We start from the raw sequence: 24,376 nt of genomic DNA, 5'->3' as shown, positions 1-24,376 counted from the left end.
CACAGACGGCGCGCGTGTGCGTACCGGGGCCTCACCGGGCGAAGTCCTTCAGCGTGACCGACCCTCCGGGCTTCAGGCTCACCGTGCGGGACGAACCCGCGAACTCCACCGTCGTGGTCCGTCCGCCGACACTGCGGACACGGGCCTCGGTGGGCTTTCCGTCCCGCCAGCTCAGGTCGACGACGAACCCGCCGCGCACGCCGACTCCGGTGATCGAGCCGGACTCGGCCCAGGCGTCGGGGAGCGCGGGGAGCAGTTCCAGATGCCCCGGACGCGAGTAGAGCAGCATCTCGATCATCGCCGCCGGAGTGCCGAAGTTGGCGTCGATCTGGAAGATGCCGCGGCCCTGTTCCACCTCGTAGATGTCGAAGAGGTTGAAGGCCGTGCCGTTGCTGCCGTCCGTGGACGGGTGGAGGTTCGTCGCGACCAGTTGGTACGCCTTCTCCGCGTTCTTCAGGCGTGACCAGCACAGGCTGCGCCAGGCGTTCGCCCAGCCGAAGCTGTTCATGCCGCGGGCGGTGAGCAGCGCGGTGGCGCCGTCGACGATGTCGGACGGAGTCGAGCCGTCGGGCCGGATCCGGTCCCCGGGGAAGAGCCCGATCAGCGGCGACAGATGCCGATGTGTGGTCTCACCGAGGTTGTCGGGTGACATCCACTCCTCCAGCCAGCCCGTCTTCGGGCTCACCTGGGGAAGATACAGCCGCTCCTGGAGCCCGGCGATCGTCTTCGCGTACCCGGTGTCCTTGCCCAACTCCGCCGACGCCGTACGGAAGTTGGCGAACAGCGCCCACACCAGCTCCTGCGCGTAGGTGATGCCCTTCGCGTCGAGCGGGCCCTGTTCGGGCGACCAGTCGCTGTCGGTGATGAGCACCTCGCGCCCGCTGTCCGCAAGCGTGTACGGCAGGAGCCGGGCCTCCCAGAACGCACAGGCGCCCTTGAGGAGCGGATAGATCTTCTCGAGGTGGGAGCGGGAGAGCGTGTACTCGTAGTGCTCCCACAGGGTGTTGCAGAGCCAGGCGTTGCCCGCCGGATGCCACCACCAGCCGCCTCCCCCGTGGGGGTTGGTCGAGATGGCGACGGTCCAGCCGGCGATCTTCCCGGAGGAGTTGCGGTAGCGGTTGCGGGAGTCGTTGAACAGGGTGCGGGTCAGCTCGGTCCACGAGGGCAGCTGGGCGACGCAGTAGTCGGTGAGCGCGTCGAAGCACTGCGACAGTCCGGCCCGATCCGCCATCCAGTAGTTCATCTGGATGTTGATGTCGGTGTGGTAGTCGCCCATCCAGTCGGGGTCGTTGCCGTCCAGCCACAGCCCCTGGAGCCCCATCGGAAGGCTCCCGCGTGACCCGGAGATCATCAGGTAGCGACCGAACTGAAGGTAGGCGGCCTCGAGTTCGGGGTCCGGGGCGCTGTCCAGGGCGCGGGCCCTGACCCGCTCCCAGGTGTCCAGCGAACGCTGTGTCCCGGACGAGGTGCCCAGCGATACGTCCAGCTTCCCGAACAGCGAGTGGTAGTCGGCGACATGGCTGCGCAGCAGCGTGTCCGCCGAGTGGGAGGCCGCGGCACGCACCTTGGTGCGGGCCAGTTGCTCGGGGTCGAGGGAGGGGTCGCGGTAGTGGTGGGAGGCGTCTGGGGCGTAGTTGGTGCCGCCGCTCACCACCACGGTGAGGTCCTTGCAGTCGGTGAACGATATGCGCGAGCCGCTGACGCTCACCCGGCCGCCGCTGCCGTACGCCGCGACCGCCGCTCCGTAGCGCAGCCCGCCGGGGAAGGTTCCCCCGAACGAGGAGGCGCCTGCGGTGGTTTCCCCGTGGGTGCCCTCCAGGGTGAGGGTGCCGGTGTAGCGTCCGCCTCCGCTCTGGGTGAAGTGCACCACGATGGCGTCGTCCGGACGGCTGGCGAAGACCTGTCGCTCGTACGTCACCCCCGAGCGGACGTACGACGTGGTCACCACGCCCCGGGTGAGGTCCAGTGCGCGCCGGTAGCGGGAGACGGCGGACAGGTCGTGGTCGGGGATGTCGACCGCGAGCCGGGCGAGAAGGGTCAGCGAACCGAAGTGCTCACGGTCGTAGGGGAACTGACCGTCTCCGTCGAGGGAGTCGTTGAGGCCGCCGGTCCACATGGTGGCGTCGGTGATCAGCAGGAGTTCACGGCCGGGGTCGTTGCTCGCGAGAGCTCCGATCCTGCCGTTGCCGACCGGCAGACCCTGCTCGATCATCGAGTGGTCGTCGGCGGGGGCCTGCCACCAGAGCTCCTGGCGGGAACCTCCGTCGATCGTGGGCGCGGAGTCGGGGCGGCGGGGCGCCGCGGTGGCGGTGAAGGCGGGAAGGGACGCGAGCGCCCCGGTGGCGGCGGCGAGAGCGAGCAGGCTGCGTCTGGACGGCCGGTCGAACGGATCAAATGACATGTCGGGCTCCGTGGGGGCTCGGTCAGGAAGACGTCTTCGGTACGTCGATCCGGTCGATGTCCGGGGCGTAGCCGGACTCGCCGCTGTCGAAGGTGATCGTGTTGGCACCCGCCTTGAGGGTGAGGGGCACGCTGACCGTCTCGACGGTTCCCCAGTCACCGGTGGAGGGGAACTTGTGGCTGGTCGCACCGCTGCCGTTGACGGAGACCGCGGCCGAGCGGGCGTCACCGCTGACGTAGGCGATCTTCACCGTGTACGTGCCCGCCTTGGGGACCACGATGTCGTTGAAGCGCAACGTGCCGCCGAGGTAGAGGTTGCCGACCTTGTGGGCGCCCGAGCAGGCGGAGCAGTCGGCTGTGGACGCGTTGCCGCCGAGCGTGTTCCCCGGCGCCTCGGCCTCGTAGGCGGTCGCGGTGAGCGCACCGCCACGCGGGGTGACCGTGAACAACCGGGAACCGTGGGCGGGAAGCGCCTCGGTCACCTTGTTCTTGTATGTCCCGAGGTTCTCATGGTTCCACAGGTCGCGGACCGAGGCCTGGCCGGTGAATCCGAGGGCCGCCCAGTCGGCGGTGACGGCGGCGGGCGCGTCGGCCAGGTTGAACAGGGCGACGGTGTAGCTGCCGTCGGCGTTCTCGGCCGCCCACACCTGCTGGGCGTCGGCCGGGGTGACGGGACGAGCGGCCGGCGTGGCGTTCTGGTCGACCGCGATGACCTCGCGGTTGGTCAGCAGGGAGAGGCCGTAGGAGTCGAGCCGGGTGAGGTCGTCTCCGGTGTAGAGCGGGGACTTGGAGATCGCCCAGAGCGTCGCGTAGGTCTGCCGCTCGGCCTTGGTGAGACCGTCCATGGCGCCGTTGCCGACATCGAGGGAGTCGAGGTCGTTCCAGCCGCCGGGACCTGCCTGGCGGCTCCAGGCGGGAGCGTCGTCGAAGCGGTCGTCGACCGAGTTCTCCCAGCTGACCAGGGTGTTGCAGTAGCACTCGACGTCGGTGTCGATGCGCCAGCCGTTGGAGTACTTCTTCCAGTCCGCCGCGTGTCCCCGGTCCAGGGACCAGGACAGCTCGAAGTGGATCGGGCGTCCGGTCGCCGCGATGGCCTTCTGCCAGGCGGCCACGTCGGCCACGTTGTCGTACTGGTCGCCGCTCTTGCCGGAGCCGGGCCCGACACCGTCGAGCTTGAGGAAGTCATAGCCCCAGTCGGCGAGCATCCGGGCCTGCGAGTCGATGTACTTCTCCGCGCAGGGGCGGGAGAAGTCCAGCTTGTACGCGCTGTCCCAGCCGTTGGTGGTGCGCAGGTCGCCGTAGACGATGTCGGCCGTGGTGCACCCTGGAGCGTCCTTGATCGGGGTCTTGCCGTCGCCGTAGGCCTCCTTCTCGAGGCCGACCGGCAGATAGATGCCGGCCTTCAGGCCCCGTGCGTGGATGTGGTCGGCGACCGACTTCATCCCGTTCGGGAAGCGGACCGGGTCGGGCGTCTGCCGGGCGTACGCGTCGAATTCGGGCTTCCACGCGTTGTCGCGCCACCATCCGGCGTCGATGTTGACGTACTCGTAGCCGAACTGCTTGAGCTTGGCGGCGAGGGCGTCGGTCTGCTTCAGGACGTTGGCCTCGGTGAGATAGCTGTAGTCGCCGTCCGGGTTGAGGCCCGGGTACTTCGACGACTGCATGCTCCAGCTCGACCAGCCCATGTACGGCTTGGCGGCCTGCTCCTGGCCGCCGGCGGCGTCCGCCGCGGCAACGGCCCGGTGGACTTGCCCGGCCGGGGTGCCGGTCGTCGGGCCCGCGTGGGCGATCGGGGCGACCGTCGCGAACCCCAGGGCGACGGCCAGCACGGCCGCGGCTCTGAGGGTGCGGACGGGCAGGACAAAGGACGAGGATGACCGCATGGGTCCTACCTCCTGTGGATTCGGGGGCGGCTCTGCATGGGTGGGGATCACGGCCCTCGGGGTGGGGCCGCGATCGGGTTCTGGGGGCACCCGTGGGTGTCAGTGGCGGGCTTCGGATCGGATGAAGGACTGGATGGCGGTGGCCGCGGCACCGCGCGCCCACTCGTCGAAGGGCAGCGGGCGGGTCTTGAGGTCGCACTGCGCGGCCGTGCCGAAGGCCGCCGCGGCGAAGGCGTCGCGGATCTGCTCGGCGAACAGGTCGTAGGCCGCGAGGCCCTCGCCGGAGATGATCACGCGTTCGGGTCCGAACAGATTGGCCACGGTGCCGATGGCACGCCCGATGGCGTCCCCGGCCCGGGTGTAGACGTCGCGGGCACCCTGGTCCCCCCGGTGGGCCAGCTCCAGGGCTCCGGCGGCGTCGGTCACGGCCACGCCCGTTCTCTCGCGCACCGCGGCGACGATCGCGGGGTCCGCGGCGATGGCCTCGACGCAGCCGCGGTTGCCGCAGTGGCAGGGCGGGCCCGCGGGATCGATGACGACATGGCCGATCTCGCCGGCCACGCCGTGGGCACCGGACACGACCCGGCCGTGCACCACGAGACCGCAGCCGATACCGGCGCCGACGGTCACCAGCGCGAAGTCCGAAAGCCCCACGCCCGCGCCGAACCACTGCTCGGCGACGGTCAGCGCGCGCACGTCGTTGTCGACGGTGACCCTCAGGCCCGTCGTCATCCCGAGGAGTTCGGCGAGCGGGACGTCGTGCCACTCCAGGAAGGGCGAGTAGCGCACGACACCGGCCGCGCGGTCCACGTCGCCGGAGACGGCGACGCCCAGACCGTGCACCGGGGCGCCGAACCCGTCGGCCTCCGCGAGCAGTTCGCGCACCAGCTCGGACGCCAGGGTCAGCACCGCCCCGGGATCGCGGGCGGTCAGCGGAAGGTGCCGGGCCACGCGGATCCGGCAGCACAGGTCGGTCAGCACGGCGATGATCTCGTCGCCGGTGATCTTGACCCCGATGAACAGTGCACGTCCGCCGTCCACCCGCACGGGGTTGGCGGGCCGGCCCAGGGACGGGCGGGTCTCCTCCCCCACGTCCTCGACCAGGTAGCCGGCCTCGATCAGGGGCCGCACCGCCTTGGTCACCGCGGCAGCCGACAGGCCCGCCCGCCCGCCGATGTCCGAGCGGGTGAGGGGGCCGTGGCAGAGCACGGTGACGAAGACCTGGGAGGCGGCCGGTGTGTGCGCCGGGAACGCCTCCGTGGGAGGACTCGAGGGCATGGCCCCGGAACCTAAGTGGGTTCTTTTCCGCTGTCAATAAAAGAAGCAGGAGGCTTCCGAGGTTTTGCCGTCGGCGGCCGACACCCTACAAATGCCGGCCCGGCCCGGCGAGTTGGCGAACGATGCAAGGAAGGTCTTGCTTCCCCCCTTGAACCATGTGACATAGTACTGATGTGAGCGAGCAACTGACCTGCGACGTCGTGGTCGTGGGAGCCGGGATGGTGGGCGCGGCATGCGCCCTCTACGCCGCCCGCGCCGGTCTGGACGTGGCGCTCGTCGACCGCGGCCCCGTGGCCGGAGGCACGACGGGCGCGGGTGAGGGGAATCTGCTCGTCTCCGACAAGGAGCCCGGTCCGGAACTCGAACTGGCCCTGCTCTCCTTGAGGTTGTGGGACGAACTGGCCGACGAGCTGGGCCCGGCCGTCGAGTACGAACCCAAGGGCGGAGTCGTCGTCGCATCGGCACCCGAAGGACTCGCGGCCCTGGAAGGACTCGCGGCCGGACAGCGGGCCGCCGGAGTCGAGGCGGTGGACGTCCCCGCGGACCGACTGCACGACCTCGAACCGCACCTGGCTCCCGGACTCACGGGCGGTGTGCTGTACCCGCAGGACCGCCAGGTGATGCCGGCCCTCGCCGCCGCCCATCTGGTGCGGGCCTCGCGCGCCCGGCTGCTGACCGGGCGGACGGTGACCGGCGTACTGCGCACACGTCAGGGGGCCGTGCGCGGTGTGCGCACCGACCGCGGCGACGTACACGCGCCCGCCGTCGTGAACGCGGCCGGGACCTGGAGCGGCGAAGTCGCCGCGCTCGCCGGGGTCACGCTGCCCGTGCTCCCCCGCCGTGGATTCGTCCTCGTCACCGAGCCGCTGCCGCCGCGGGTGCGGCACAAGGTCTACGCCGCCGACTATGTCGCCGACGTGGCCAGCGACTCGGCGGCCCTCCAGACCTCCCCGGTCGTCGAGGGCACGGCCGCCGGCCCGGTCCTCATCGGCGCCAGCCGTGAACGGGTCGGATTCGACCGCTCGTTCTCGCTGCCGGTGGCACGGGCGCTGGCAGCGGGCGCGACCCGGCTGTTCCCGTTCCTCGAACAGGTGCGGGCGATGCGCACCTACCTGGGATTCCGGCCCTACATGCCGGACCACCTGCCCGCCATCGGCCCCGACCCGCGGGCACCGGGGCTGTACCACGCCTGCGGCCACGAAGGGGCCGGGATCGGGCTCTCCACCGGAACGGGCCACCTGATCGCGCAGATACTCGGCGGGGGCGGCCCGGAGCTCGACCTCACCCCCTTCCGGCCGGAACGATTCGAACAGGAGGCCGTGTGAATCCCCTGGAGCTGGCCGGCGCCAGGCCCGAGCCCGCCTTCACGGTCACCTTCGACGACCGCGAGCTTCAGGCACTGCCCGGCTGGACGGTCGCCGCGGTGCTGTGGGCCGCGGGCATCACCTCCTGGCGCACCACCCGGCGGGACGGCAGGCCGCGCGGGATCTTCTGCGGCATCGGCGTCTGCTTCGACTGCCTCGTGACCGTCAACGACCGGCCGAACCAGCGCGCCTGCCTCGTAGCGGTACGGCCCGGCGACGTGATCCGCACACAGGAGGGAACGGGGCATGCCGACTGACCTGGCGGTGATCGGGGCCGGTCCGGCCGGGCTCGCCGCGTCGATCGCGGCGGCCGCCCGGGGCGTCCACGTCACACTCGTCGACGCCGCGCCCTCGGCGGGCGGGCAGTTCTACCGGCAGCCCGCGACCGGACTCGGCGCCCGGCGCGCACAGGCCCTGCACCATCAGTGGCGCACCTGGACCAGGCTGCGTGAAGGACTCGACCGGCACATCGCCGCCGGCCGCGTCACGCACCTGACGGACCACCATGTCTGGAACGTGGAACGGACGAGCGCCGGCCTGACCGTGCATGCGCTGTCCGGGCCCGAGCAGGAGAAGCCGGTCGCCGTCCGCGCCGACGCGGTGCTCCTGGCCACCGGCGGCTACGAGCGTGTGCTTCCCTTCCCCGGCTGGACCCTGCCCGGTGTCCTCACCGCCGGCGGGGCGCAGGCCATGCTCAAGGGCACGCTCGTGGTGCCGGGCGGCCGGGCGGTCGTGGCCGGGACCGGACCTCTGCTGCTGCCGGTGGCGACCGGGCTCGCGGCGGCGGGGGTCGCCGTCGCCGCGCTCGTGGAGTCCGCCGGCCCCGAGGACTTCGCCCGGCATGCGGGAGCCCTCGCCGCCCAGCCCGGGAAGGCCGTCGAGGGGGCGCTGTACACCGCCGGGCTGCTGCGGCACGGGGTACGGATCCTCCCCCGGCACACGGTGCTCGAGGCCCACGGGGACGACCGGCTCGAGGCGGTGACCGTGGCCGCCGTGGACTCCGATGGACGTCCGCGGCCCGGTACCGCCCGCCGCATCCCCTGCGACACCCTGGCCGTCGGGCACGGCATGCTGCCGCACACCGAACTCGCGGACACGCTCGGCTGCCGGATCGACGGGGTGGCGGGCGTGGCCGTCGACGCCGAACAGCGCACCGACGTTCCCGGGGTGTGGGCTGCGGGCGAGGCCACCGGAATCGGCGGTGCGGCACTCGCCCTCGCCGAGGGCCACATCGCCGGTCGTTCGATCGCCGCCCGGCTCTCCGGCACCGCGCCCGATCCCCGGCAGTGGGAACGTGCCGCCCGCAGCCGCGCCGCCCTGCGGAGGTTCTCCACCGCGCTCGACGGCGTCTACGCACCACCCGCCCACTGGGCCGACCAGGTCGACGACGACACCGTGGTGTGCCGCTGCGAGGAAGTGCGCGCCGGGTCGGTACGGGAGGCCGTCGGCCGGTTGGGCGCCGGGGACCTGCGCACCGTCAAGCTGCTCACCCGCGCGGGAATGGGCTGGTGCCAGGGCCGGATCTGCGCTCCCGGGGTCGCCGGGGTCGCCGGGTGCGCGCCGACGGCGGCGCGCAGTCCGTTCGCACGTCCGGTACCGCTGGACGTGCTGGCCCGCGAGCCGCTCGAAGAAGGGCCGGACCCATGCTGAGCCACCGGCCGGCCCATGCCTACGTCAGTACCATGTCACACATCATCGAGATGGGGGATCGCCCATGACCGTCCCGCAGCACCGCCCCTGGCGCGGCGTTCTCGTCGCCACCGCACTCCCGCTCACCGCCGAGCTGGCCGTCGACCACGCCCGGTTCGCCGACCACTGCACCTGGCTGGTGGAGAACGGCTGCGACGGCGTCGTGCCGAACGGCTCGCTCGGCGAGTACCAGGTGCTCACTCCCGAGGAGCGCGCCGAGGTCGTGGAGACCGCCGTGTCCGCGCTCGGCGGCGAGCGGGTGATGCCCGGGGTCTCCGCGTACGGGGCCGCCGAGGCCCGCCGCTGGGCCGAACAGGCACGTGATGCCGGCTGCGCCTCGGTGATGCTGCTGCCGCCGAACGCCTACCGCGCCGACGAGCGGTCCGTTCTGGCCCACTTCGAGGAGGTCGCGAAGGCGGGCCTGCCGGTCGTGGCGTACAACAACCCGATCGACACCAAGGTCGACCTCGTCCCCGAACTGCTCGCCAAGCTGCACCGCGAGGGCTTCGTCCAGGCGGTCAAGGAGTTCTCCGGAGACCCGCGGCGCGCCTACCGGCTCGCCGAGCTCGCCCCGGAACTGGACCTGCTGATCGGTGCCGACGACGTCCTGCTGGAACTCGCGGTCGCGGGCGCCAAGGGCTGGGTGGCCGGTTACCCCAACGCCCTGCCCCGGGCGTCTGTGCAGTTGTACCGTGCCGCGGTCGCCGGCGACCTCGACACCGCGTTGCCGCTGTACCGTCAGCTGCATCAGCTGCTGCGCTGGGACTCGCAGGTGGAGTTCGTGCAGGCGATCAAGCTGTCGATGGACATCGTCGGCCGGCACGGCGGTCCCGTGCGGCCGCCGCGCGTCCCGCTGCTGCCGGCGCAGGAGGCCGCGGTCCGCGCCGCGACGGAGAAGGCCGTGGCCGCCGGCCTCGCGTGAAACGGACCACCGTGCGTGAACCCGCCGGTTCGCGCACGCGTCGCGCGGGCACGGGGTCCCGTGCCCGCGCGACGCCGACCACGGTGGGTCTCCCGACTCGGGCCGGGCGCCGCGGAGGCGGACCGGGCGTCATGATTGGAGGGCCATGCGCAGCAAACTCGTCCTGCACGCCGTCGACTCCCACACCGAGGGCATGCCGACCCGCGTGATCACCGGCGGGATCGGCACGATCCCCGGCAGCACCATGAACGAACGTCGCCTGTGGTTCCGTGAACACCGCGACGACGTCAAGCAGTTGCTCATGAACGAGCCCCGCGGGCACGCGGCGATGAGCGGCGCGATCCTTCAGCCGCCCACCCGTCCCGACTGCGACTGGGGGGTCGTCTACATCGAGGTCTCGGGCTATCTGCCGATGTGCGGGCACGGCACGATCGGGGTGGCGACCGTACTCGTGGAGACGGGCATGGTGGAGGTCGTCGAACCGGTCACCACCATTCGCCTGGACACCCCGGCGGGACTCGTCGTCGCCGAGGTCGCCGTCGAGGGCGGGGCCGCGAAGGCGGTCACCCTCAAGAACGTGCCGTCCTTCTCGGTCGGCCTCGACCGCAAGGCCACCCTGCCGGACGGGCGGACGGTGACGTACGACCTCGCGTACGGCGGCAACTTCTACGCGATCCTGCCGCTGGAGGAGTTCGGGCTGCCCTTCGACCGCGCCCGCAAGGACGACATCCTCGCCGCGGGGCTGTCGCTGATGGACGCCATCAACGCCGAGGAGGAGCCGGTCCACCCCGAGGACCCGACCATCCGCGGCTGTCACCACGTCCATCTGTACGCGCCCGGGTCCACCGCGCGGCTGTCCCGGCACGCGATGGCCATCCATCCCGGCTGGTTCGACCGCTCCCCGTGCGGCACCGGCACCAGCGCCCGCATGGCCCAGCTGCACGCCCGTGGCGAACTCCCCCTGCACACCGAATTCGTGAACGAGTCCTTCATCGGTACGCGCTTCACCGGCCGGCTGCTCGACACGACGCAGGTCGCCGGCGTCCCCGCGGTACTGCCCAGTTTCACCGGGCGGGCGTGGGTGACCGGAACCGCTCAGTACCTTCTGGACCCGGAGGACCCCTTCCCCGCGGGCTTCGTCCTGTAGCGGCACACCACCGCGCCCGTACACGGGATACTGGTGGTGCGTGACATTGCACCCTCACATGGTGGGGACCGTGTGATGTCAGGCCCGCCACACCGCACATGCCCGTTCGAGGAGACCCCATGCCCGCCCCGCGCCCCAGCTCGCCCCCCGCCGCTCCCTCGCTGCCCACGCTGGGCGGCAAGAAGAGCAGCTACCGCGAGAAGGTCGCCGACGCCCTGCGGGCGGCGTTGATCGCGGGCGAGCTGCGTCCCGGTGAGGTGTACTCCGCACCGGCGCTCGCCGCGCGATTCGGCGTCTCGGCCACGCCGGTGCGGGAGGCCATGCTCGACCTGGCCAAGGAGGGTCTCGTCGCCACCGTCCCGAACAAGGGCTTCCGGGTCACGGACGTGTCGGAGAAGCAGCTCGACGAATACGGACATCTGCGCTCACTCATCGAGATCCCCACCACCGTTCGTCTGGCCGGGACCGCGGACCGGGTCTCGCTCGAGGCCCTTCGACCGGCAGCACGGGAGATCGTCGCCGCGGCGGCGGCCGGCGATCTGATCGCCTACGTCGAGGCCGACACCCGCTTCCACCTCGGACTGCTCGCTCTCGCCGGGAACGCGCATCTGGTCGAGGTCGTCGGCGACCTGCGCAAGCGGTCCCGTCTGTACGGGCTGACCGCCCTGGTCGCGGCCGGCCGGCTCCTCGCCTCCGCCCAGGAGCACCTGGAGCTTCTGGACGCTCTGCTGGAGCGGGACGAGGAGGCCGTACGGAAGGTGATGACCCGCCACCTCGGCCATGTGCGAGGCATGTGGGCGGCCAAGGACTGAGCCTCAGGTGGGGGGCGCGGTCCGTGTCGCGCGCCGCCCGCCGTCGGGGACAACCGCGCGTCAGGCGCCCAGCGAGGCGGCCGCCCGGGCCGCCTCGGCCGTGACCTGGGCCGCGGCGCGGGAGGCCCGTCCGGTGACCCGCCAGGCGACCATACGCAGAGCGGTGGGCGGGGCCGGGGGAAAGACCCCGAGCTGGCCGAGCATCGTGATGTCGTCCCGGACCGCTTCGTGTCCGATCACCTTGCCGTCGCGGAGCTCGAGCACATGGATCTGCTCGAAGTCGATCTCACGGCCGGTCGGCGGGATGGCCTGGTCGAGCGCGCCGTCCCGGTAGCGGACGAACGCGCCGGTGTGGCGGCCCTGCATACGCAACCGTACCCAGATCTGTTCGTCGTTGCGGGCGACGGCGAGGACGGGGAAGCGCAGGCCGCTGAAGGCGAAGCGCATCCACGCCCCCGATGCGAGGGTCCCCGCCGGTCCCGGCAGGGCGCAGGCCGCGGGTGCCACGGCCGCCTCCCGGTTGCGGAAGTCCTCGTGCACCACGTCGACGGCCAAAGCCGGATCCCCCGTGGCGAGGACCCGGAAGAGCCCCTCGGCCAGTTCCGTGGCGTCCATACCCATGACGTTCATGCCTCTCAGCAGTCGTGCGACTCCGTTACCGCACGACGATGCGACGGCCACGGCAGCCCTGAACACGCCGGGCCCTGCGGCCTGCGCAAATTGAGGTTATAGCCCGCCTAATGAATAGGGCAACCATGTGATGACGTTCACTAGGATGGCGCCCATGCCCACTCCTCGCCCGTATGTCTCGCCGTTGCGCGAGCAGGCCGCCGCACGCACGCGTTCGCTGATCCTGCAGCGGGCGACGGAACTCTTCGCCGACCGCGGCTATGCCCGGGTGACCGTCGCGGACATCGCCTCCGCGGCCGGGGTCGCCGCCAAGACGGTCTTCGCGAGTGTCGGGAGCAAGGGCGACATCCTGGACCGGATCGTGGAGCAGGGAGTGCGGGAGTCCGACTACGAGCAAGCCCTGGCCGCGCTGCTCGACCTGCGGACACCGGAGTCGGTCCTCGAGGCGCTGGCCCGCGGTACGCGGTTCGGCAACGAGAGCCAGTTCCTGGTGCACGAGGCCATCCGCAAGGCGCTGCCCGTGCACGAGCACGGCGAGGCACTGTGGGAGCGCTACACCACGGCCTACCGGGACGCGCTCCGCGCCGCCGCCCGTCATCTGCACACGCTCACCCCGGCACCCCCGTACTCCGTAGGGGAGACCGCGGACCTGCTGTGGTTCTGGTTCGGCCCGTCGGGCTGGCGGACGCACGTGGTGGAGAACGGCTCCTCGTGGGGCCGCGCGGAGACCCTCCTCCTGCGCACCGCGGTCGCCGCACTGCGCTGAAACGGCGCCGTCTTCGACCTGAGCCGATGCCGTGAGGCCGGCTTCCGCACCCGACCGCGGCCCTCAGTCGGACGGACCGTCGGCGGGGATTCGTTCGAGCCACTCCTCGAGGAGGCCCGACTCGGCGGGGGTGAAGGGGGCGGGGGTGAGCCCGTCCAGCGAGGCGAGCAGGGTGGAGGCGGCGGCCACCCGGGCGTCCCTGGCCGAGGTGTCCACGCCCCCTTCGACCAGAATGGCGTGGTGGATCGCGTCACGGACGAGGGTCGACAGGCCGGCGTCCGGGTACAAAGCGGGCCGGGTGATCAGGGACAGGGCGACCCCGGTGTTGGCCGACATGACCATGCGGGCCGCGTCATCGGCCGGGACCCGGAGACGGCCCTGCGCGGCAAGCCGTTCGAGGACCTCCCGCAGGATGCGCATCGCCTCCCGGGCCGCCTCGGGTGCGGAGCGGAGGGTCGGGGCGAACATCAGTTTGTAGGCGTTGGGGTGGGCCAGCGCGAACGCGGTGTGGCTGTCCCACCCGGCACGCAGGTCCTCCAGCGGGTCGGCGGACTTCTCGGCCACGCGCTTGGTACCCAGGTACTGGTCCCAGACGTGGTCGACCGTGGCCGCGAGGAGACCTTCCTTGTCGCCGAACAGACGGTAGAGCACCGGCTGCTGCACCCCGGCCGCCTCGCACACCCCACGGGTGGACACGTCACCGCTCGGTGACCGCGCCAGCAGCTCGGCCGCGGCCTCGATTATCGCCTGTTTCGTGTCCATGTGGTCGACGATAACAGCTCATGTAATCAGCGACTGCACCGTTATCGTATCGATGATACGAAAAGAGCCCTGCGTAACCGTAGGGGACACCGATCCGGCATGATCGCCTCCGCTTTACGCGCTCCATGCAGTACGGTGTCCAACCGTTGAAGACCGGAGGTCTCGGGGAGGGCGCCGTGACGCTGGAGGCGGCTGGGGTCTCGGATGTCGAGGAGTCCGTGTACCGGGTGCTGGTGAACACGGGCCGGGCGACCGCCGTCGACGTCGCGCGCAGGACCGGGCTGAACGAGGCCGAGTGCGCCCGCATCCTGTACATGCTCACGTCCAAGGGCATGGCGAACCACACGGACGGCATCCCCCGGTACTTCCGGGCGACTCCCCCCGACGTGGCGCTGCTGCCCCTGCTCAAGCGCAGCGCCGACGCGCTGGACCTGGCCCGGGCGGAGGCCACCAGCCTGCTCGAGGTCTACCGGGACACCGTGCGCAGGCAGGACGCCGGCCAGCTGATCGAGGTCATCACCGGCGCGGAGGCGCTGCGCCAGCACCTGCGGCAGATCCAGGCGAGTGCGCACGACGAGATGCTCTGGTTCTGCAAGGCCCAGTACGTGGCCATGCCCTCGGGCAGCAACACGGCGGAGTTCGAGGCCCTGGAACGCGGAGTGCAGTACCGCGTGCTGTACGAGAAGGCCTTCTTCGACGACGAGGGCGCCGTGGACAATGTGGTGGCGGGCGTACGCGCCGGGGAGATCGCGCGCGCCGTGCCGCATCTGCCGCTGCGCCTCGCGATAGCCGACCGCTCGATCGCGATCTTCCCGCTCGTACCCGGAGGCCCCAACGGCAGCCCGGACGAACCCACCACCGCACTGGTGCGCGACAGCAATCTGCTGGCCGCCCTGATCGCCCTCTTCGAACGCTACTGGGAGGACGCGGTACCGCTGGGCGCCGACGACACCGGAGCGCTGTCGGGTGCCGACGGCACGAACGGACCGGACCCGCTCTCCGCCACCGACCGGCGGCTGCTCGCCCTGCTGGTGGCCGGAGTGACCGACAAGGCGATCGCGACCCAGATGGCCCTCAGCCGGCGTACCGTGCAGCGCCGTATCCAGCACATGATGGAACTCGCCGGCGCCGCCACCCGTATGCAACTCGCCTGGCACGCGGCACGTCGCGATTGGCTGTGAGCGGGCCGGACACAGCGGAGGCCGTCCGAAGACGGCCTCTGAACTGCGACGAAACGTACTGCACCGTCGGGACGACAGGATTTGAACCTGCGACCCCTTGACCCCCAGTCAAGTGCGCTACCAAGCTGCGCCACGTCCCGGTGCGTCCTCCGCGGCATTCCGCGTGATCACGCACGTAAACCCTACCGCACGCCCCTGAGGGCGTTTTACACCGGCGCCGGGCCGAGTCGCTGCACCTGCACCAAGGCAGCGGCACCGTCGCCGCCGGCGGGAACCATGATCGATCACACGTGCGAGTGTTTGGGCCCTCACCCCTTCCGGGTGAGGAACAGGGCGCGCGCCGGGCGCACGCTCACAGATGAGGCTGTGAGCAGCAGCCGGGCAACGAACGGAGGTCCCCCACATGGCCACCACCCCGTCGCACCAGCGCTCGGCCGGCACCATGGCGGCCGCGACAGGTCTGACGCTCTTCGCCGCCGTGATGCTTCTCGTCTCCGGCGTCCTCGATGTCTTCCGGGGCATCATGGCGATCGCCCAGGACGCGGTCTTCGTCTCCACCCCCCAATACGTCTTCCGGTTCGACCTGATGGGCTGGGGCTGGGTCCACCTGGTCCTCGGGGCGCTCGCCATGATCGTGAGCATCGGCCTTTTCATGATGGCCACCTGGGCGAGGGTCCTCGGCGTGGCGATCGCGTCGTTGCTGATCATCACCAACTTCCTGTCGATCCCGTACTACCCCGTCTGGTCGCTCACGCTGATCGCGCTGTACGGGTTCATCATCTGGGCGCTGTGCGTGGCGCCGAAGGACGCCCCCGAGCGGTAGGCGCCGCCGGGTTCCGCCTGTACGGCCGCCCACCGCGTGAGCCCGCGGGTCGAGCGGGGGTGGCCCGGGCGCGCAGACGGTTCCCGGTCCCCCTGCGACGCCACCCGCTCCGGGTGATCCCGGGAACCCGCACCCGCGCCCACCGTGGACTGCGTCAGGAGTCACAGCCCGCCGCGCGTGCCGAGGGGCGGGCCGGCACCGGAGGTCATCGTGAGCGATTACCCGCTGCTCAGCGCGTTCCTCACCATGTTGTGGTTCTTCCTGTGGGTCATGTGGTTCATGCTGCTGTTCCGCGTCGTCAGGGACGTCTTCGACGACGACGGCCTCAGTGGATGGGCCAAGGCCAGCTGGATGCTGTTCGTGTGCGTGCTGCCGTTCGCCGGTGTCCTCGTGTACCTGATCGCCAGGGGGAGGTCCATGGGCGAGACGTGCCGTGCGGCGTGCGGAGGCCCGGGAACGGGCCTTCCGCGCCTACGTGCGGGAGGCGGCCGCGTCCGCCCCCGAGACCGGTACGAGCAGTGCCGACGAGTTGGCCGAACTGGCCGGCCTGCACGACCACGGGCACCTCACCGACGCCGAGTACGAGGCGGCCAAGGCCAAGGTGCTCGTCCACTGAGCGGCCGCGGAAAGCGTTGTCATGCGATACGAGTTCCGCGTCGACGGCCAGATGTCGGACGTGCTGACCAAGGCGTTCCCGGAGTTGGAGAGCGTCGTCGGTCCGGACCAGACCATGCTCTTCGGCCAGGTCGTCGACGAGGAGCACCTCTACGGCCTGCTGGCCCGCTGTCAGTCGCTCGGACTGCACGTCGTGGAGATGCGGCGCCTTCCCGAGTGACACGGGCCCGTCCCGGGTGGTTCCGTGCGGCAGCCGCACCGCGGACCGGGCAGCGCGCTCACAGCAGGTGCAGCTCCCGGGCCCGGCGCACCGCCTCGCCCCGCCTGGTCGCGGCGAGTTTGCGGTAGAGGCTCTTCAGATGCGTCTTCACGGTGTTCACCGACAGATAGAGGTCGGCGGCGATCTCCTCCGTCGACATCATCTGCGCCAGCCGCTCCAGCACCTCGTGCTCGCGCTCGCTGAGCGGCTCGGTCACCGGTGCCGGTCCGGGATCGGGCGCGTCCGCCGCCGGGACGTGCCCGACGAGCGAGGCCGACAGCCATTCGTGGCCCTGCGCGAGGTCCGGCCGGCGGCGCGCCAGCCGCCGCAGCCAGGGTCCGGCCTCCAGGAACGGCCGTCGCAGTCGCTCCGGTCTGGCCACGCTCAGAGCGCGTGCGACCAGGCGCTGGGCCTCGCTCCCGTCGCCTGCCGCGTCCGCCGCCTGGGCGCGTGCCAGCAGCGCTCGTACCGTGATGGCCGGCCCCTCCCCGTTTCCCGTGGGAAGGCCCTCGAGCAGATCGTGTGCCGCCGTGCCGTCTCCGGTGGCGAGCCGGGCACGGGCCGCGGCGACCACGCTCTCCGGTCCCTCGGCGCCCTCCTCCTCGAGCACCTCCTGTGCGGCCTGCGGACGGCCCTCGGCGAGGTAGGCACCCGCGATCGTCAGGGCGGTTCGGTCGTTCACCCAGGGCGAGGGCTCGAGGAAGTCCGCCGGCCGCCGGTGCTCCTCCAGCAGGCGCAGTGCCGCCTGCGGATGGCCCTTGGCGAGCAGCAGGCGGGACCGCAGCAGCGCCAGCCCCGCGCTGACGAGGGGGTCGCGCGGAAGCGTGGAGGAGGCGGCGTGGTCCAGGTGGGTCCGTGCCGTGTCGAGGTCGTCGCGGTCGATGGCGACGGCGCCCAGCACCAGCTGGGCGATGCCGGTGCACGCCTCGGGCGGCAGCCCCGACCGCTCGGCCTCGGCCACCGCTTCGCGGGCGTGCGCCTCCGCGCGGCCCGGCCAGCCGTTCAGGAAGTCGATCAGGGCCAGCCGGCCGAGGCACTCGTGCCGCGGCAACGCGGTCTCCGGTCCCGTGTCCACCTCGGCGGCCGCGGACAGCGAGGCCTGGGCCGCCTCGAACCGCCCCGCCCACAGCTGGGCCGAGCCCAGGTCCGTGAGCATCAGGGCGGGAACCTCCGGGTGCCGGGCCAGGGACTCGGCGGGGACGGCTCGCTCCGCGGTCTCCACGTCGGCGGCGGCCGCCTCGGCACGATCGGCCGAGCCGGTCATCCTGGCGGCGAGGACGCGCAGCAGGGCGCAGCTCAGACGCAGGGCCGGTGAGCGGGGGTCCCCGTCGGCCGGGAGGTGCTGTTCGGCGCGGTGGAGATGTTCGACACCGCGGTCGATGTCGTGGTGGGCGAGTTCGCGGGCGGCGCGCACCAGGTCCGCCGCCGGGCCCGTGGCGTCGGGGGGCATCCGGGAGAAGAGCGCGTCCAGTTGGTCGGAGTCCAGCCCGGTCAGCAGCCGGCCGATCGACAGCTCGTCGACGAATCGGGTGGCGGCCAGTTCCCAGTCGCCCGCATCCGCCGCGTGCGGCAGGGCCTCGGTGAGCAGGCCGGCCTCGCTCAGCCAGTGCGCCGCCCTGCGATGGAGTTCGCACTCGAGCCCCGGGTGCCGTACCCGCAGATGCACCCGGAGGATCTCGGCGAACAGGGGGTGGAGCCGGTACCACTCGTGCCCGATGACCTCGACGAAGGCGTTCGCGCGTTGCAGCCCGGCGAGGATCGCCTCCGCGTCGTCCCGCCCGGTGAGCGCGTTGGCGAGGTCCGGGTGGATCTGTTCCAGGACGCTGGTGCGCAGCAGCAGGTCCTGCGTCTCGACCGGCTGGGCGTCCAGCACCTCGGCCAGCAGGAAGTCGGCGAGCGTGCTCCGGCCGGCCTCGAAGTCCTTCAGGAAGGTCTCCGGGTCCTCGGCTCCCTGTGCCGCCAGAGTGCACAGCCGCAGTCCCGCCGCCCAGCCGCCGGTGCGGTCGGTCAGTGCCGTGACGGCGTCGTCCGACAGGTGCATACCGTGCCGGCGCAGCAACTCGGCCGTCTCCTCCGGACGGAAGGCCAGATCGGCGGCGCGGATGTCGGTGACCTCGCCGGCGGCGCGGTACCGGTGCAGCGGGAGCAGCGGCTCGGTACGGCTGATGATCAGCAGACGCAGTCCGTCACCGGCGTGCCTGAGCACGAACTGCAGTTCGTCGGCGACCTCCGCCGACTGGCCCACCCGGTCGAACTCGTCGAGGACCAGGAGCAGCGGCCCCTCATGCCGGCTCAGCTGCGCCGCGAGCCTGGTCAGCAGGGAGTGGTCCACCTCGCCGGGGCGTGCGGGGCTGCCGATGTCGTCCCCGGCCGCGAGCCCGTGCCGTCGCAGCGACTCCAGCACATAGGTCCAGAAGACGCCGGGACCGTTGTCCTCGGGCGCCACCGTCAGCCAGGCCGCCCGGCCCCGTGCCCCTTCGGTGGCGATCCAGTCGGCGACGAGCAGCGTCTTGCCGGCTCCGGCGGGCCCGTTGACCAGGGTCAGCGGGCCCTGGACGCCCTCGCTGAGCCGCTCCGTCAGACGGGGCCGGCGCACGAAGGTGTCCGGGGTCAGGGGCACGCTGAACCGCGCGGCGAGGACGGGGTCCCCGTTCGGGGCGAAGGGCCCGGGGGAAGGCTCCCGGTGGCCGCCGGACGTCGAAGGAGTCATGGCACCCACCGCAACACCCCAGCTCGTTAGCCGGACAATCCCCTTTGAGCTTCGCCCCATGCCCACGAAGCCGCAACGGAAGGGTGCCCCGCCCTCGGCGGCCCCGGCTCGGTGCGCCCGCCCCGCACCGGCGTCGTCCGGCGCGCCCGGCGGGAGAGGTCATGGTCACGGGCACAGACGACCGGAGGCCGGGCCGCGCCCCCTCCGAGCTGGGGGTACGGCCCGGCCTTCCGAGGTCCTATTCCGGCGGCGTCGGCGTGTCGTGGGTGCGGTACATGGCCTGGACGTCCAGCTCCAGCTGCACCGTCGGTCCCACCACCGCGATCCCGCGGGCCAGCATCGAACGCCAGTTGAGCGTGTAGTCCTCGCGGTGCAGCTCCGCCTTGGCCAGGGCCGCACAGCGCAGTTCCTCGCCGTAGCCGCCGTTCACGGTGCCGAGGTACGTCGTGTCCAGGGACACCGACCGGCTCACTCCGTGCATCGTCAGGGAACCCTGCAGGCCCCACTTGCTGCCGCCCCGGTAGACGAACCGGGTGCTCGCGAAGTCGATGTACGGGAACCGTTCGACGTCCAGGAAGTCCGCCGAGCGCAGATGGTTGTCGCGGGTGTTGTTGCCGGTGGTGATGCTCGACGCGTGGATACGCACGTGGACACGGGACTGCGTCATGTCCTGGGCGACCTGGATGCCGCCGTCGAAGCGTTCGAAGCGGCCGTGGACGTGCGCCATGCCGACATGCTTGGCGATGAACCGGATCGCCGTGTGCGGGGGGTCGAAGAGCCAGGTGCCGGGCACCGGTAGCTGCTGGCTCTCGGCCGGCTGCAGCCAGATCCGCTCGCCGGCCAGCGTCGTGCCCGCCGCGATCTCCAGCGTCTCGCGGTGGGGGTGCAGCCCTTCCGCGGCGACCAGGAGACTGTAGTGGCCGGGCGGCAGCGCCGCGAGGAAGAATCCGTACGGGTCGGTCGTGCCGCGGGCGGCGACACGGTGTGTATCGAGCGCGGTGACCGTGACGTCGGCGCCCGCCATCGGCGAGCCCATGGGGTCGACGACCTCACGGGCGACGGCGCCCGCGCCCTGCGGGAGGGGGAGCGAAAGGCCCGCCGCGGCAGAGGCACCCTTGGGCCGCCGGCGCCGGAGCAGTGCGAGGGCCATGATGTTCACCTTTCTTCGGGGCGCGCAGCCGCGCGAGCGGCGGTCGTGGGTACGCCGAAGCAGCCGCGCCTGCAAACGATCCGCCCTTCTCGATCTTGTGGCACACCGCCCCGCGGCGGGTGTCTCATTACGAGACACCCGGCGTCCTATCCCGCCGCCCCGGCGGAGTCCGGCTCCCGCCCCTCGTAGGCGGCCGTCAGCACACCCAGCACCCCGTCCGCCGTCACGGGACGCGGGTTGGCGTACGGCAGACCCGCGACCTGGGCGGCGGCGACCGCCAGATCCTCGCGCTCGAGGCCGAGTTCGGCGAGCGAGCGCGGCCCGCCGAGGCGACCCGCCAGTTCCCACAGGGCGCGCGGTACGTCCCGCGCGCCGAGGGCCCCGCTCAGCGCGGCCACCGCCGCGGGCGCCGCGAGCGCGTTGTGGGCGAGGACGTGGGGGAGCACCACCGTGTGCGTCGCCGCGTGCGGCAGTCCGAACGTGCCGCCCAGCACGTGGCACAGCTTGTGGTGCAGCCCCATGGTGGTCGCGCCGAGGCACGCGCCGCACAGCCACGCCCCGTACAGGGCCCTGCCGCGCACGTCGAGGTCCCCGGGATCTGCGGCCACCGACGGAAGCGCCCCGGCCATCGCCCGTACGCCTTCCTGCGCCATGAGCGAGACCAGCGGGGAAGCGTCCGGTGCGTACAGCGCCTCCACCGCGTGGGCGACGGCGTTGAAGCCGCTGGTCACCGTGAGCGGCACCGGGAGGGAGAGGGTGAGTTCGGGGTCGTAGACGACGCTGCGGGGCTGGACGACGGGGTCGCGGCCGGTGCGCTTGACGCCATGCTCGGTCAGGCCCCACACCGGGGTCATCTCCGAACCCGAGTAGGTCGACGGCACGGCGATCAGCGGCAGCCGGGTGCGCAGCGCGATCGCCTTGCCCAGCCCGATCGCCGAACCGCCGCCGACCGCGACGCATCCGTCGGCCCCCGCGGCCCGCGCGACGTCCACGGCCCGGTCGGCGACGTCGGCGGGTACGTGCATACGGGCCTCGGCGTGCACTCCCGCACAGGCGTCGCCCAGCGCCTGCGCGACCGTGCGCGCGATGGGCTCGCCCCGGCCGCCGCAGACGACCAGCAGCCGCCGCAGACCGAGGCGTCCGGCCTCGTCCGGGGTCGCGGTCACGACGGCACCCGGACGGAAGACGACCCGCACGGGCCGGGTCTCGTAGGAGAAGTCGGCGGGCACGGTCATGCCGAACGCTCCAGCACGAGATCGAAGCGGGCGTGCCGGAACGGGTTCGGGACGCCGAACTCACGGGCCAGGGACGGATCGTCGGTCGGAGCGAAGTCCTTCACCAGGCTCCGTTTCACCGCGAACACGGCGTCCGAGTCGAGATGGTCGCTGCCGCCCACGAAGATGTGCGTGGTGACGGGCTCGTGGCCGTCGGCCGTAGCGATGAAGTGGATGTGGGCGGGGCGGTGGGGTTGCCGGCCGGTGGCGCGCAGGAGTTCACCGACCGGGCCGTCGGTGGGGATCGGATACGGCGCCGGTACGCAGGTGCGGAACCGGAAGCGGCCTTCGGAGTCGGCCGTGAACAGTCCGCGCCCGTTGCCCGCGGGCCGCAGGTCCGGCCGCTGCACGTCGTAGTACCCCTCGGCGTCCGCCTGCCAGACGTCGAGGACCGCGCCGGGCAGTGGCGTTCCGTCCTCGTCCAGGACCCGGCCGCTGACCACGCAGGGCTCGCCGTCGCCCACCAGGTCGATGGAGTCCCCGAGTTCACGTACCGGGGACGCGCTCATGTGGAAGGGGCCGAGGACGGTGGACCGGGTGACGCCCGCCGTGTGGTGACCGTTGACGGTCTCGACCAGCATGGAGACGCCGAGCACGTCCGACAGCAGGATGAACTCCTGCCGGGTGTCCGTACAGGTCTGCCCGGTCTCCGTGAGGAAACCGACGGCCTTATCCCACTCCTCGCGGGTGAGCCGGGTCTCGCGCACGAAGTCGTGCAGATGGCGGACGAGGCCTTCGATCAGCTCGTGCAGCCGCGGGTCCGCGGTCGCGCGCAGGGCTGCGACGACCTCCTCGGTGACGGTGGTCTCGGTGGCGTCCGCGGTCATCCCGGCTCCTCGTTCCTCTGCGAGTCCCGCTCACTCCATGGTCGCGCGCTCAGGCGCGGCCCAGGATCCGCTCCAGCGCGTCCGTGAGCAGTGCGGCCGCGTCCTCGGCGGCCGACGCGTGCCGGAAGGCGACGAACCCGTCGGGCCGCACCAGCAGCGCTCCCGAGTCGGACACCTCCCGCAGCCGGGCCCAGTCGCCGTAGGGGTCCTCGTACTCCCGGCCGGGCCCGACGACCACGGTGGCGATCTCGACCGCCTGCGCCTCGGCCGCCCGCACCCAGCGCTCGCCGCCGATGCCGGTCAGCAGGGTGAAGCGCCCCTTGCCCACCGTGTCGAGCGTGGACAGGGTGCGGGTGCCCGAGGTGATCCAGGCGTGCGGAAGCCTGGCGCCCGGACGCGAGGAGGGCTGGTGGTGCAGTTCGGGGTCGCGCGTGAAGCCGGGGTCGGGGGTGCCGTCCGGCACGATCCCGTCCGAGGCGTACCGCTGGTTGAGGTCGACGCCGTGGGCGTTGAACTCGTAGACCTTGAAGGCGATCGCCTCGCGCAGTGCCGTCCGCTGGGTCTCGGCGGCGTCCGTCGCGTCCTTGCGTGCCGCGATGTTGGCCCACAGCTGCTCGGGGGTCTGCGGGGAGAGCCCGTCGAGGGCCTCGAATATGGGGGCGGTCTCGCGGATCGACTGGTTGGCGCGGGTGACGATCTGCCGGCCGACCGGCGCGCGCTCAGCGGTGTAGGTCTCAAGCAGCTTCGGATCCGCGACGCCGTCGAGCACCAGCTTCAGCTTCCAGGCCAGGTTGTACGAGTCCTGGATCGAGGTGTTGGAGCCGAGGCCGTTGGACGGCGGATGCCGGTGCACGGCGTCACCGGCGCAGAAGACACGGCCGGCGGAGTAGGTCTCGGCGTACATCTCGTTGACCGTCCAGGCCGAGGACGACCTGACGGTCACCGGGATCTCGTCGTCGCCGATCAGTTGCCGGACGATCGACTCGGCGTACTCGGTGGTCAGATCGGGGGCGCCGGCCTCGACGTCGTACCCCCAGACGATGAGCCACTGGTTCCACGGCCGCACACAGCGCACCAGCCCCGCGCCTATACCGCCGACGGTCGCGCCGGGCGCGAGCACCCAGTAGAGGGTGGACGGGCGGTGCGCCGTGTACCTGCTCAGATCCGCGTCGAAGACGATGTTGATGCTGCCGGCGACGCCCATCTGACCGCCCATGGGCAGACCGGCGTCCTCGGCGACCTTCGAACGGCCTCCGTCCGCGCCGATCAGGTACCGGGCGCGGATCTCGTAGGTGTCCCCGCGCAGCCGGTCCCGCACGGTGGCGGTCACCCCGTCGGCGTCCTGGGTGTGGGAGAGGTACTCGGTCCGGAAGCGCAGGCTGGTGCCGCGGGCGACGGCCGCGTTCACGAGGACCGGCTCCATCAGGTGCTGCGGCATGTCGCACATGCGGGTGGGACTGGCGAGTTCGTGTTCCGCCTGGACGAGCGGGTCGTTGCCCCAGGAGCGCACCCGGCCCAGTTCCTCACCGGCCAGGCTGGTGCAGAAGGTCGTGTCACCCATCAGGTGCTGCGGGGTGGCGTGCGCGATGACGTCCTGTTCGACGCCGAGGTCGCGCAGCACCTCCATGGTGCGCTGGTTGGTGATGTGCGCGCGGGGCGTGTCCGCCAGGCTCGCGTAGCGGGTCACGACGATGTTGGGCACACCGTAGGTACTCAGGGCGAGCGCGGCCGAGGCACCGGCCGGGCCGCTGCCGACGATGAGGACGTCGGTCTCGACGACGGTGGACACGGGACGCTCCTGACGGTGGGAACGGACACCAGGCATTCAAGATCATGGAGCGGCCCACGGGGTCGTGGGTGTCTCAATACGAGACAGCTCCGCAC

At 71.8% G+C, this 24,376-nt stretch carries 20 protein-coding genes, 1 tRNA gene and 1 pseudogene; 11 read left to right on the top strand and 11 right to left on the bottom strand.

Going from position 1 to position 24,376, the window contains the following annotated elements:
* Nucleotides 1–31: 31 nt before the first annotated feature.
* The 3 genes from RCR19_RS32125 to RCR19_RS32115 form a co-directional block, all read right to left on the bottom strand.
* Entirely contained in the window at nucleotides 32–2,401 is a 2,370-nt protein-coding gene (locus RCR19_RS32125) for a glycoside hydrolase N-terminal domain-containing protein (RefSeq protein ID WP_331268286.1), read from the bottom strand.
* Between the two features lie 22 nt (nucleotides 2,402–2,423).
* Nucleotides 2,424–4,283, bottom strand: coding sequence for a carbohydrate-binding protein (locus tag RCR19_RS32120; RefSeq protein WP_331268285.1), 1,860 nt, complete (start codon nucleotides 4,281–4,283; stop codon nucleotides 2,424–2,426).
* 99 nt (nucleotides 4,284–4,382) lie between these two features.
* Complete coding sequence (locus RCR19_RS32115) at nucleotides 4,383–5,561, bottom strand: ROK family transcriptional regulator (protein ID WP_331268284.1); 1,179 nt, start codon at nucleotides 5,559–5,561, stop codon at nucleotides 4,383–4,385.
* A 173-nt stretch (nucleotides 5,562–5,734) separates the two neighbouring features.
* Here RCR19_RS32115 and RCR19_RS32110 point away from each other — a divergent pair, with 173 nt between their 5' ends.
* From RCR19_RS32110 to RCR19_RS32085, 6 genes are all read left to right on the top strand, one after another.
* Nucleotides 5,735–6,886, top strand: coding sequence for an FAD-binding oxidoreductase (locus tag RCR19_RS32110; protein ID WP_331268283.1), 1,152 nt, complete (start codon nucleotides 5,735–5,737; stop codon nucleotides 6,884–6,886).
* Complete coding sequence (locus RCR19_RS32105) at nucleotides 6,883–7,182, top strand: (2Fe-2S)-binding protein (RefSeq protein ID WP_331268282.1); 300 nt, start codon at nucleotides 6,883–6,885, stop codon at nucleotides 7,180–7,182. Before RCR19_RS32110 ends, RCR19_RS32105 begins: the two co-directional genes overlap by 4 nt.
* Entirely contained in the window at nucleotides 7,172–8,575 is a 1,404-nt protein-coding gene (locus RCR19_RS32100; protein ID WP_331268281.1) for an NAD(P)/FAD-dependent oxidoreductase, read from the top strand. Before RCR19_RS32105 ends, RCR19_RS32100 begins: the two co-directional genes overlap by 11 nt.
* Nucleotides 8,576–8,639: 64 nt before the next feature.
* Nucleotides 8,640–9,536 carry a dihydrodipicolinate synthase family protein gene (locus tag RCR19_RS32095; protein ID WP_331268280.1) on the top strand — a complete coding sequence of 299 codons (897 nt, stop codon included), beginning with the start codon at nucleotides 8,640–8,642 and terminating at the stop codon, nucleotides 9,534–9,536.
* Nucleotides 9,537–9,681: 145 nt separating this feature from the next.
* On the top strand, nucleotides 9,682–10,683 hold the full coding sequence (locus RCR19_RS32090) for a proline racemase family protein (protein WP_331268279.1): 1,002 nt from the start codon (nucleotides 9,682–9,684) through the stop codon (nucleotides 10,681–10,683).
* Nucleotides 10,684–10,802: 119 nt separating this feature from the next.
* A complete protein-coding gene (locus RCR19_RS32085) occupies nucleotides 10,803–11,495 on the top strand; it encodes a GntR family transcriptional regulator (protein ID WP_331268278.1) in 693 nt (230 codons plus the stop codon).
* A gap of 60 nt (nucleotides 11,496–11,555) precedes the next feature.
* Here RCR19_RS32085 and RCR19_RS32080 read toward each other — a convergent pair whose 3' ends face one another.
* On the bottom strand, nucleotides 11,556–12,125 hold the full coding sequence (locus tag RCR19_RS32080) for an ester cyclase (RefSeq protein ID WP_331268277.1): 570 nt from the start codon (nucleotides 12,123–12,125) through the stop codon (nucleotides 11,556–11,558).
* Nucleotides 12,126–12,279: 154 nt separating this feature from the next.
* On the opposite strand from RCR19_RS32080, the gene RCR19_RS32075 reads away from it, so the two are divergent.
* A complete protein-coding gene (locus tag RCR19_RS32075; protein ID WP_331268276.1) occupies nucleotides 12,280–12,891 on the top strand; it encodes a helix-turn-helix domain-containing protein in 612 nt (203 codons plus the stop codon).
* Nucleotides 12,892–12,954: 63 nt separating this feature from the next.
* On the opposite strand, the gene RCR19_RS32070 is transcribed toward RCR19_RS32075, so the two are convergent.
* A complete protein-coding gene (locus RCR19_RS32070; protein ID WP_331268275.1) occupies nucleotides 12,955–13,653 on the bottom strand; it encodes a TetR/AcrR family transcriptional regulator in 699 nt (232 codons plus the stop codon).
* Nucleotides 13,654–13,829: 176 nt separating this feature from the next.
* Here RCR19_RS32070 and RCR19_RS32065 point away from each other — a divergent pair, with 176 nt between their 5' ends.
* Complete coding sequence (locus tag RCR19_RS32065; RefSeq protein ID WP_059126868.1) at nucleotides 13,830–14,834, top strand: LuxR family transcriptional regulator; 1,005 nt, start codon at nucleotides 13,830–13,832, stop codon at nucleotides 14,832–14,834.
* A 66-nt stretch (nucleotides 14,835–14,900) separates the two neighbouring features.
* On the opposite strand, the gene RCR19_RS32060 is transcribed toward RCR19_RS32065, so the two are convergent.
* Nucleotides 14,901–14,974 (bottom strand) — tRNA-Pro (locus RCR19_RS32060).
* Between the two features lie 263 nt (nucleotides 14,975–15,237).
* Between RCR19_RS32060 and RCR19_RS32055 the strand changes: the two genes are divergently transcribed.
* The 3 genes and pseudogenes from RCR19_RS32055 (at nucleotide 15,238) to RCR19_RS32045 (ending at nucleotide 16,492) form a co-directional block, all read left to right on the top strand.
* Nucleotides 15,238–15,657, top strand: a complete 420-nt coding sequence (locus RCR19_RS32055) for a hypothetical protein (RefSeq protein WP_331268274.1) — start codon at nucleotides 15,238–15,240, stop codon at nucleotides 15,655–15,657.
* A gap of 246 nt (nucleotides 15,658–15,903) precedes the next feature.
* A pseudogene (locus RCR19_RS32050) lies at nucleotides 15,904–16,273 on the top strand (SHOCT domain-containing protein).
* Nucleotides 16,274–16,294: 21 nt separating this feature from the next.
* Nucleotides 16,295–16,492: a hypothetical protein gene (locus RCR19_RS32045; protein WP_220295033.1), complete on the top strand. Its 198-nt coding sequence runs from the start codon at nucleotides 16,295–16,297 to the stop codon at nucleotides 16,490–16,492.
* A 58-nt stretch (nucleotides 16,493–16,550) separates the two neighbouring features.
* Here RCR19_RS32045 and RCR19_RS32040 read toward each other — a convergent pair whose 3' ends face one another.
* The 5 genes from RCR19_RS32040 to RCR19_RS32020 form a co-directional block, all read right to left on the bottom strand.
* Nucleotides 16,551–19,241 carry a LuxR C-terminal-related transcriptional regulator gene (locus tag RCR19_RS32040; protein ID WP_331268273.1) on the bottom strand — a complete coding sequence of 897 codons (2,691 nt, stop codon included), beginning with the start codon at nucleotides 19,239–19,241 and terminating at the stop codon, nucleotides 16,551–16,553.
* 238 nt (nucleotides 19,242–19,479) lie between these two features.
* Nucleotides 19,480–20,391 carry a YceI family protein gene (locus RCR19_RS32035; RefSeq protein ID WP_331268272.1) on the bottom strand — a complete coding sequence of 304 codons (912 nt, stop codon included), beginning with the start codon at nucleotides 20,389–20,391 and terminating at the stop codon, nucleotides 19,480–19,482.
* 146 nt (nucleotides 20,392–20,537) lie between these two features.
* A complete protein-coding gene (locus tag RCR19_RS32030) occupies nucleotides 20,538–21,626 on the bottom strand; it encodes a maleylacetate reductase (RefSeq protein WP_331268271.1) in 1,089 nt (362 codons plus the stop codon).
* The gene (locus tag RCR19_RS32025) at nucleotides 21,623–22,492 is read right to left on the bottom strand and encodes a dioxygenase (protein ID WP_331268270.1); all 870 of its coding nucleotides are present in this window, start codon (nucleotides 22,490–22,492) and stop codon (nucleotides 21,623–21,625) included. The genes RCR19_RS32030 and RCR19_RS32025 overlap by 4 nt, the downstream gene beginning before the upstream one ends.
* A 49-nt stretch (nucleotides 22,493–22,541) precedes the next feature.
* A complete protein-coding gene (locus RCR19_RS32020) occupies nucleotides 22,542–24,317 on the bottom strand; it encodes an FAD-dependent monooxygenase (RefSeq protein ID WP_331268269.1) in 1,776 nt (591 codons plus the stop codon).
* Nucleotides 24,318–24,376: the final 59 nt, after the last annotated feature.

Source organism: Streptomyces sp. WAC07094 (assembly GCF_036320405.1).
In the GTDB taxonomy this organism is placed as follows: Bacteria; Actinomycetota; Actinomycetes; order Streptomycetales; family Streptomycetaceae; genus Streptomyces; species Streptomyces lannensis.
The sequence above is the reverse complement of the archived record's forward strand: the minus strand, read 5'-3'. Positions and strand labels throughout refer to the sequence as shown.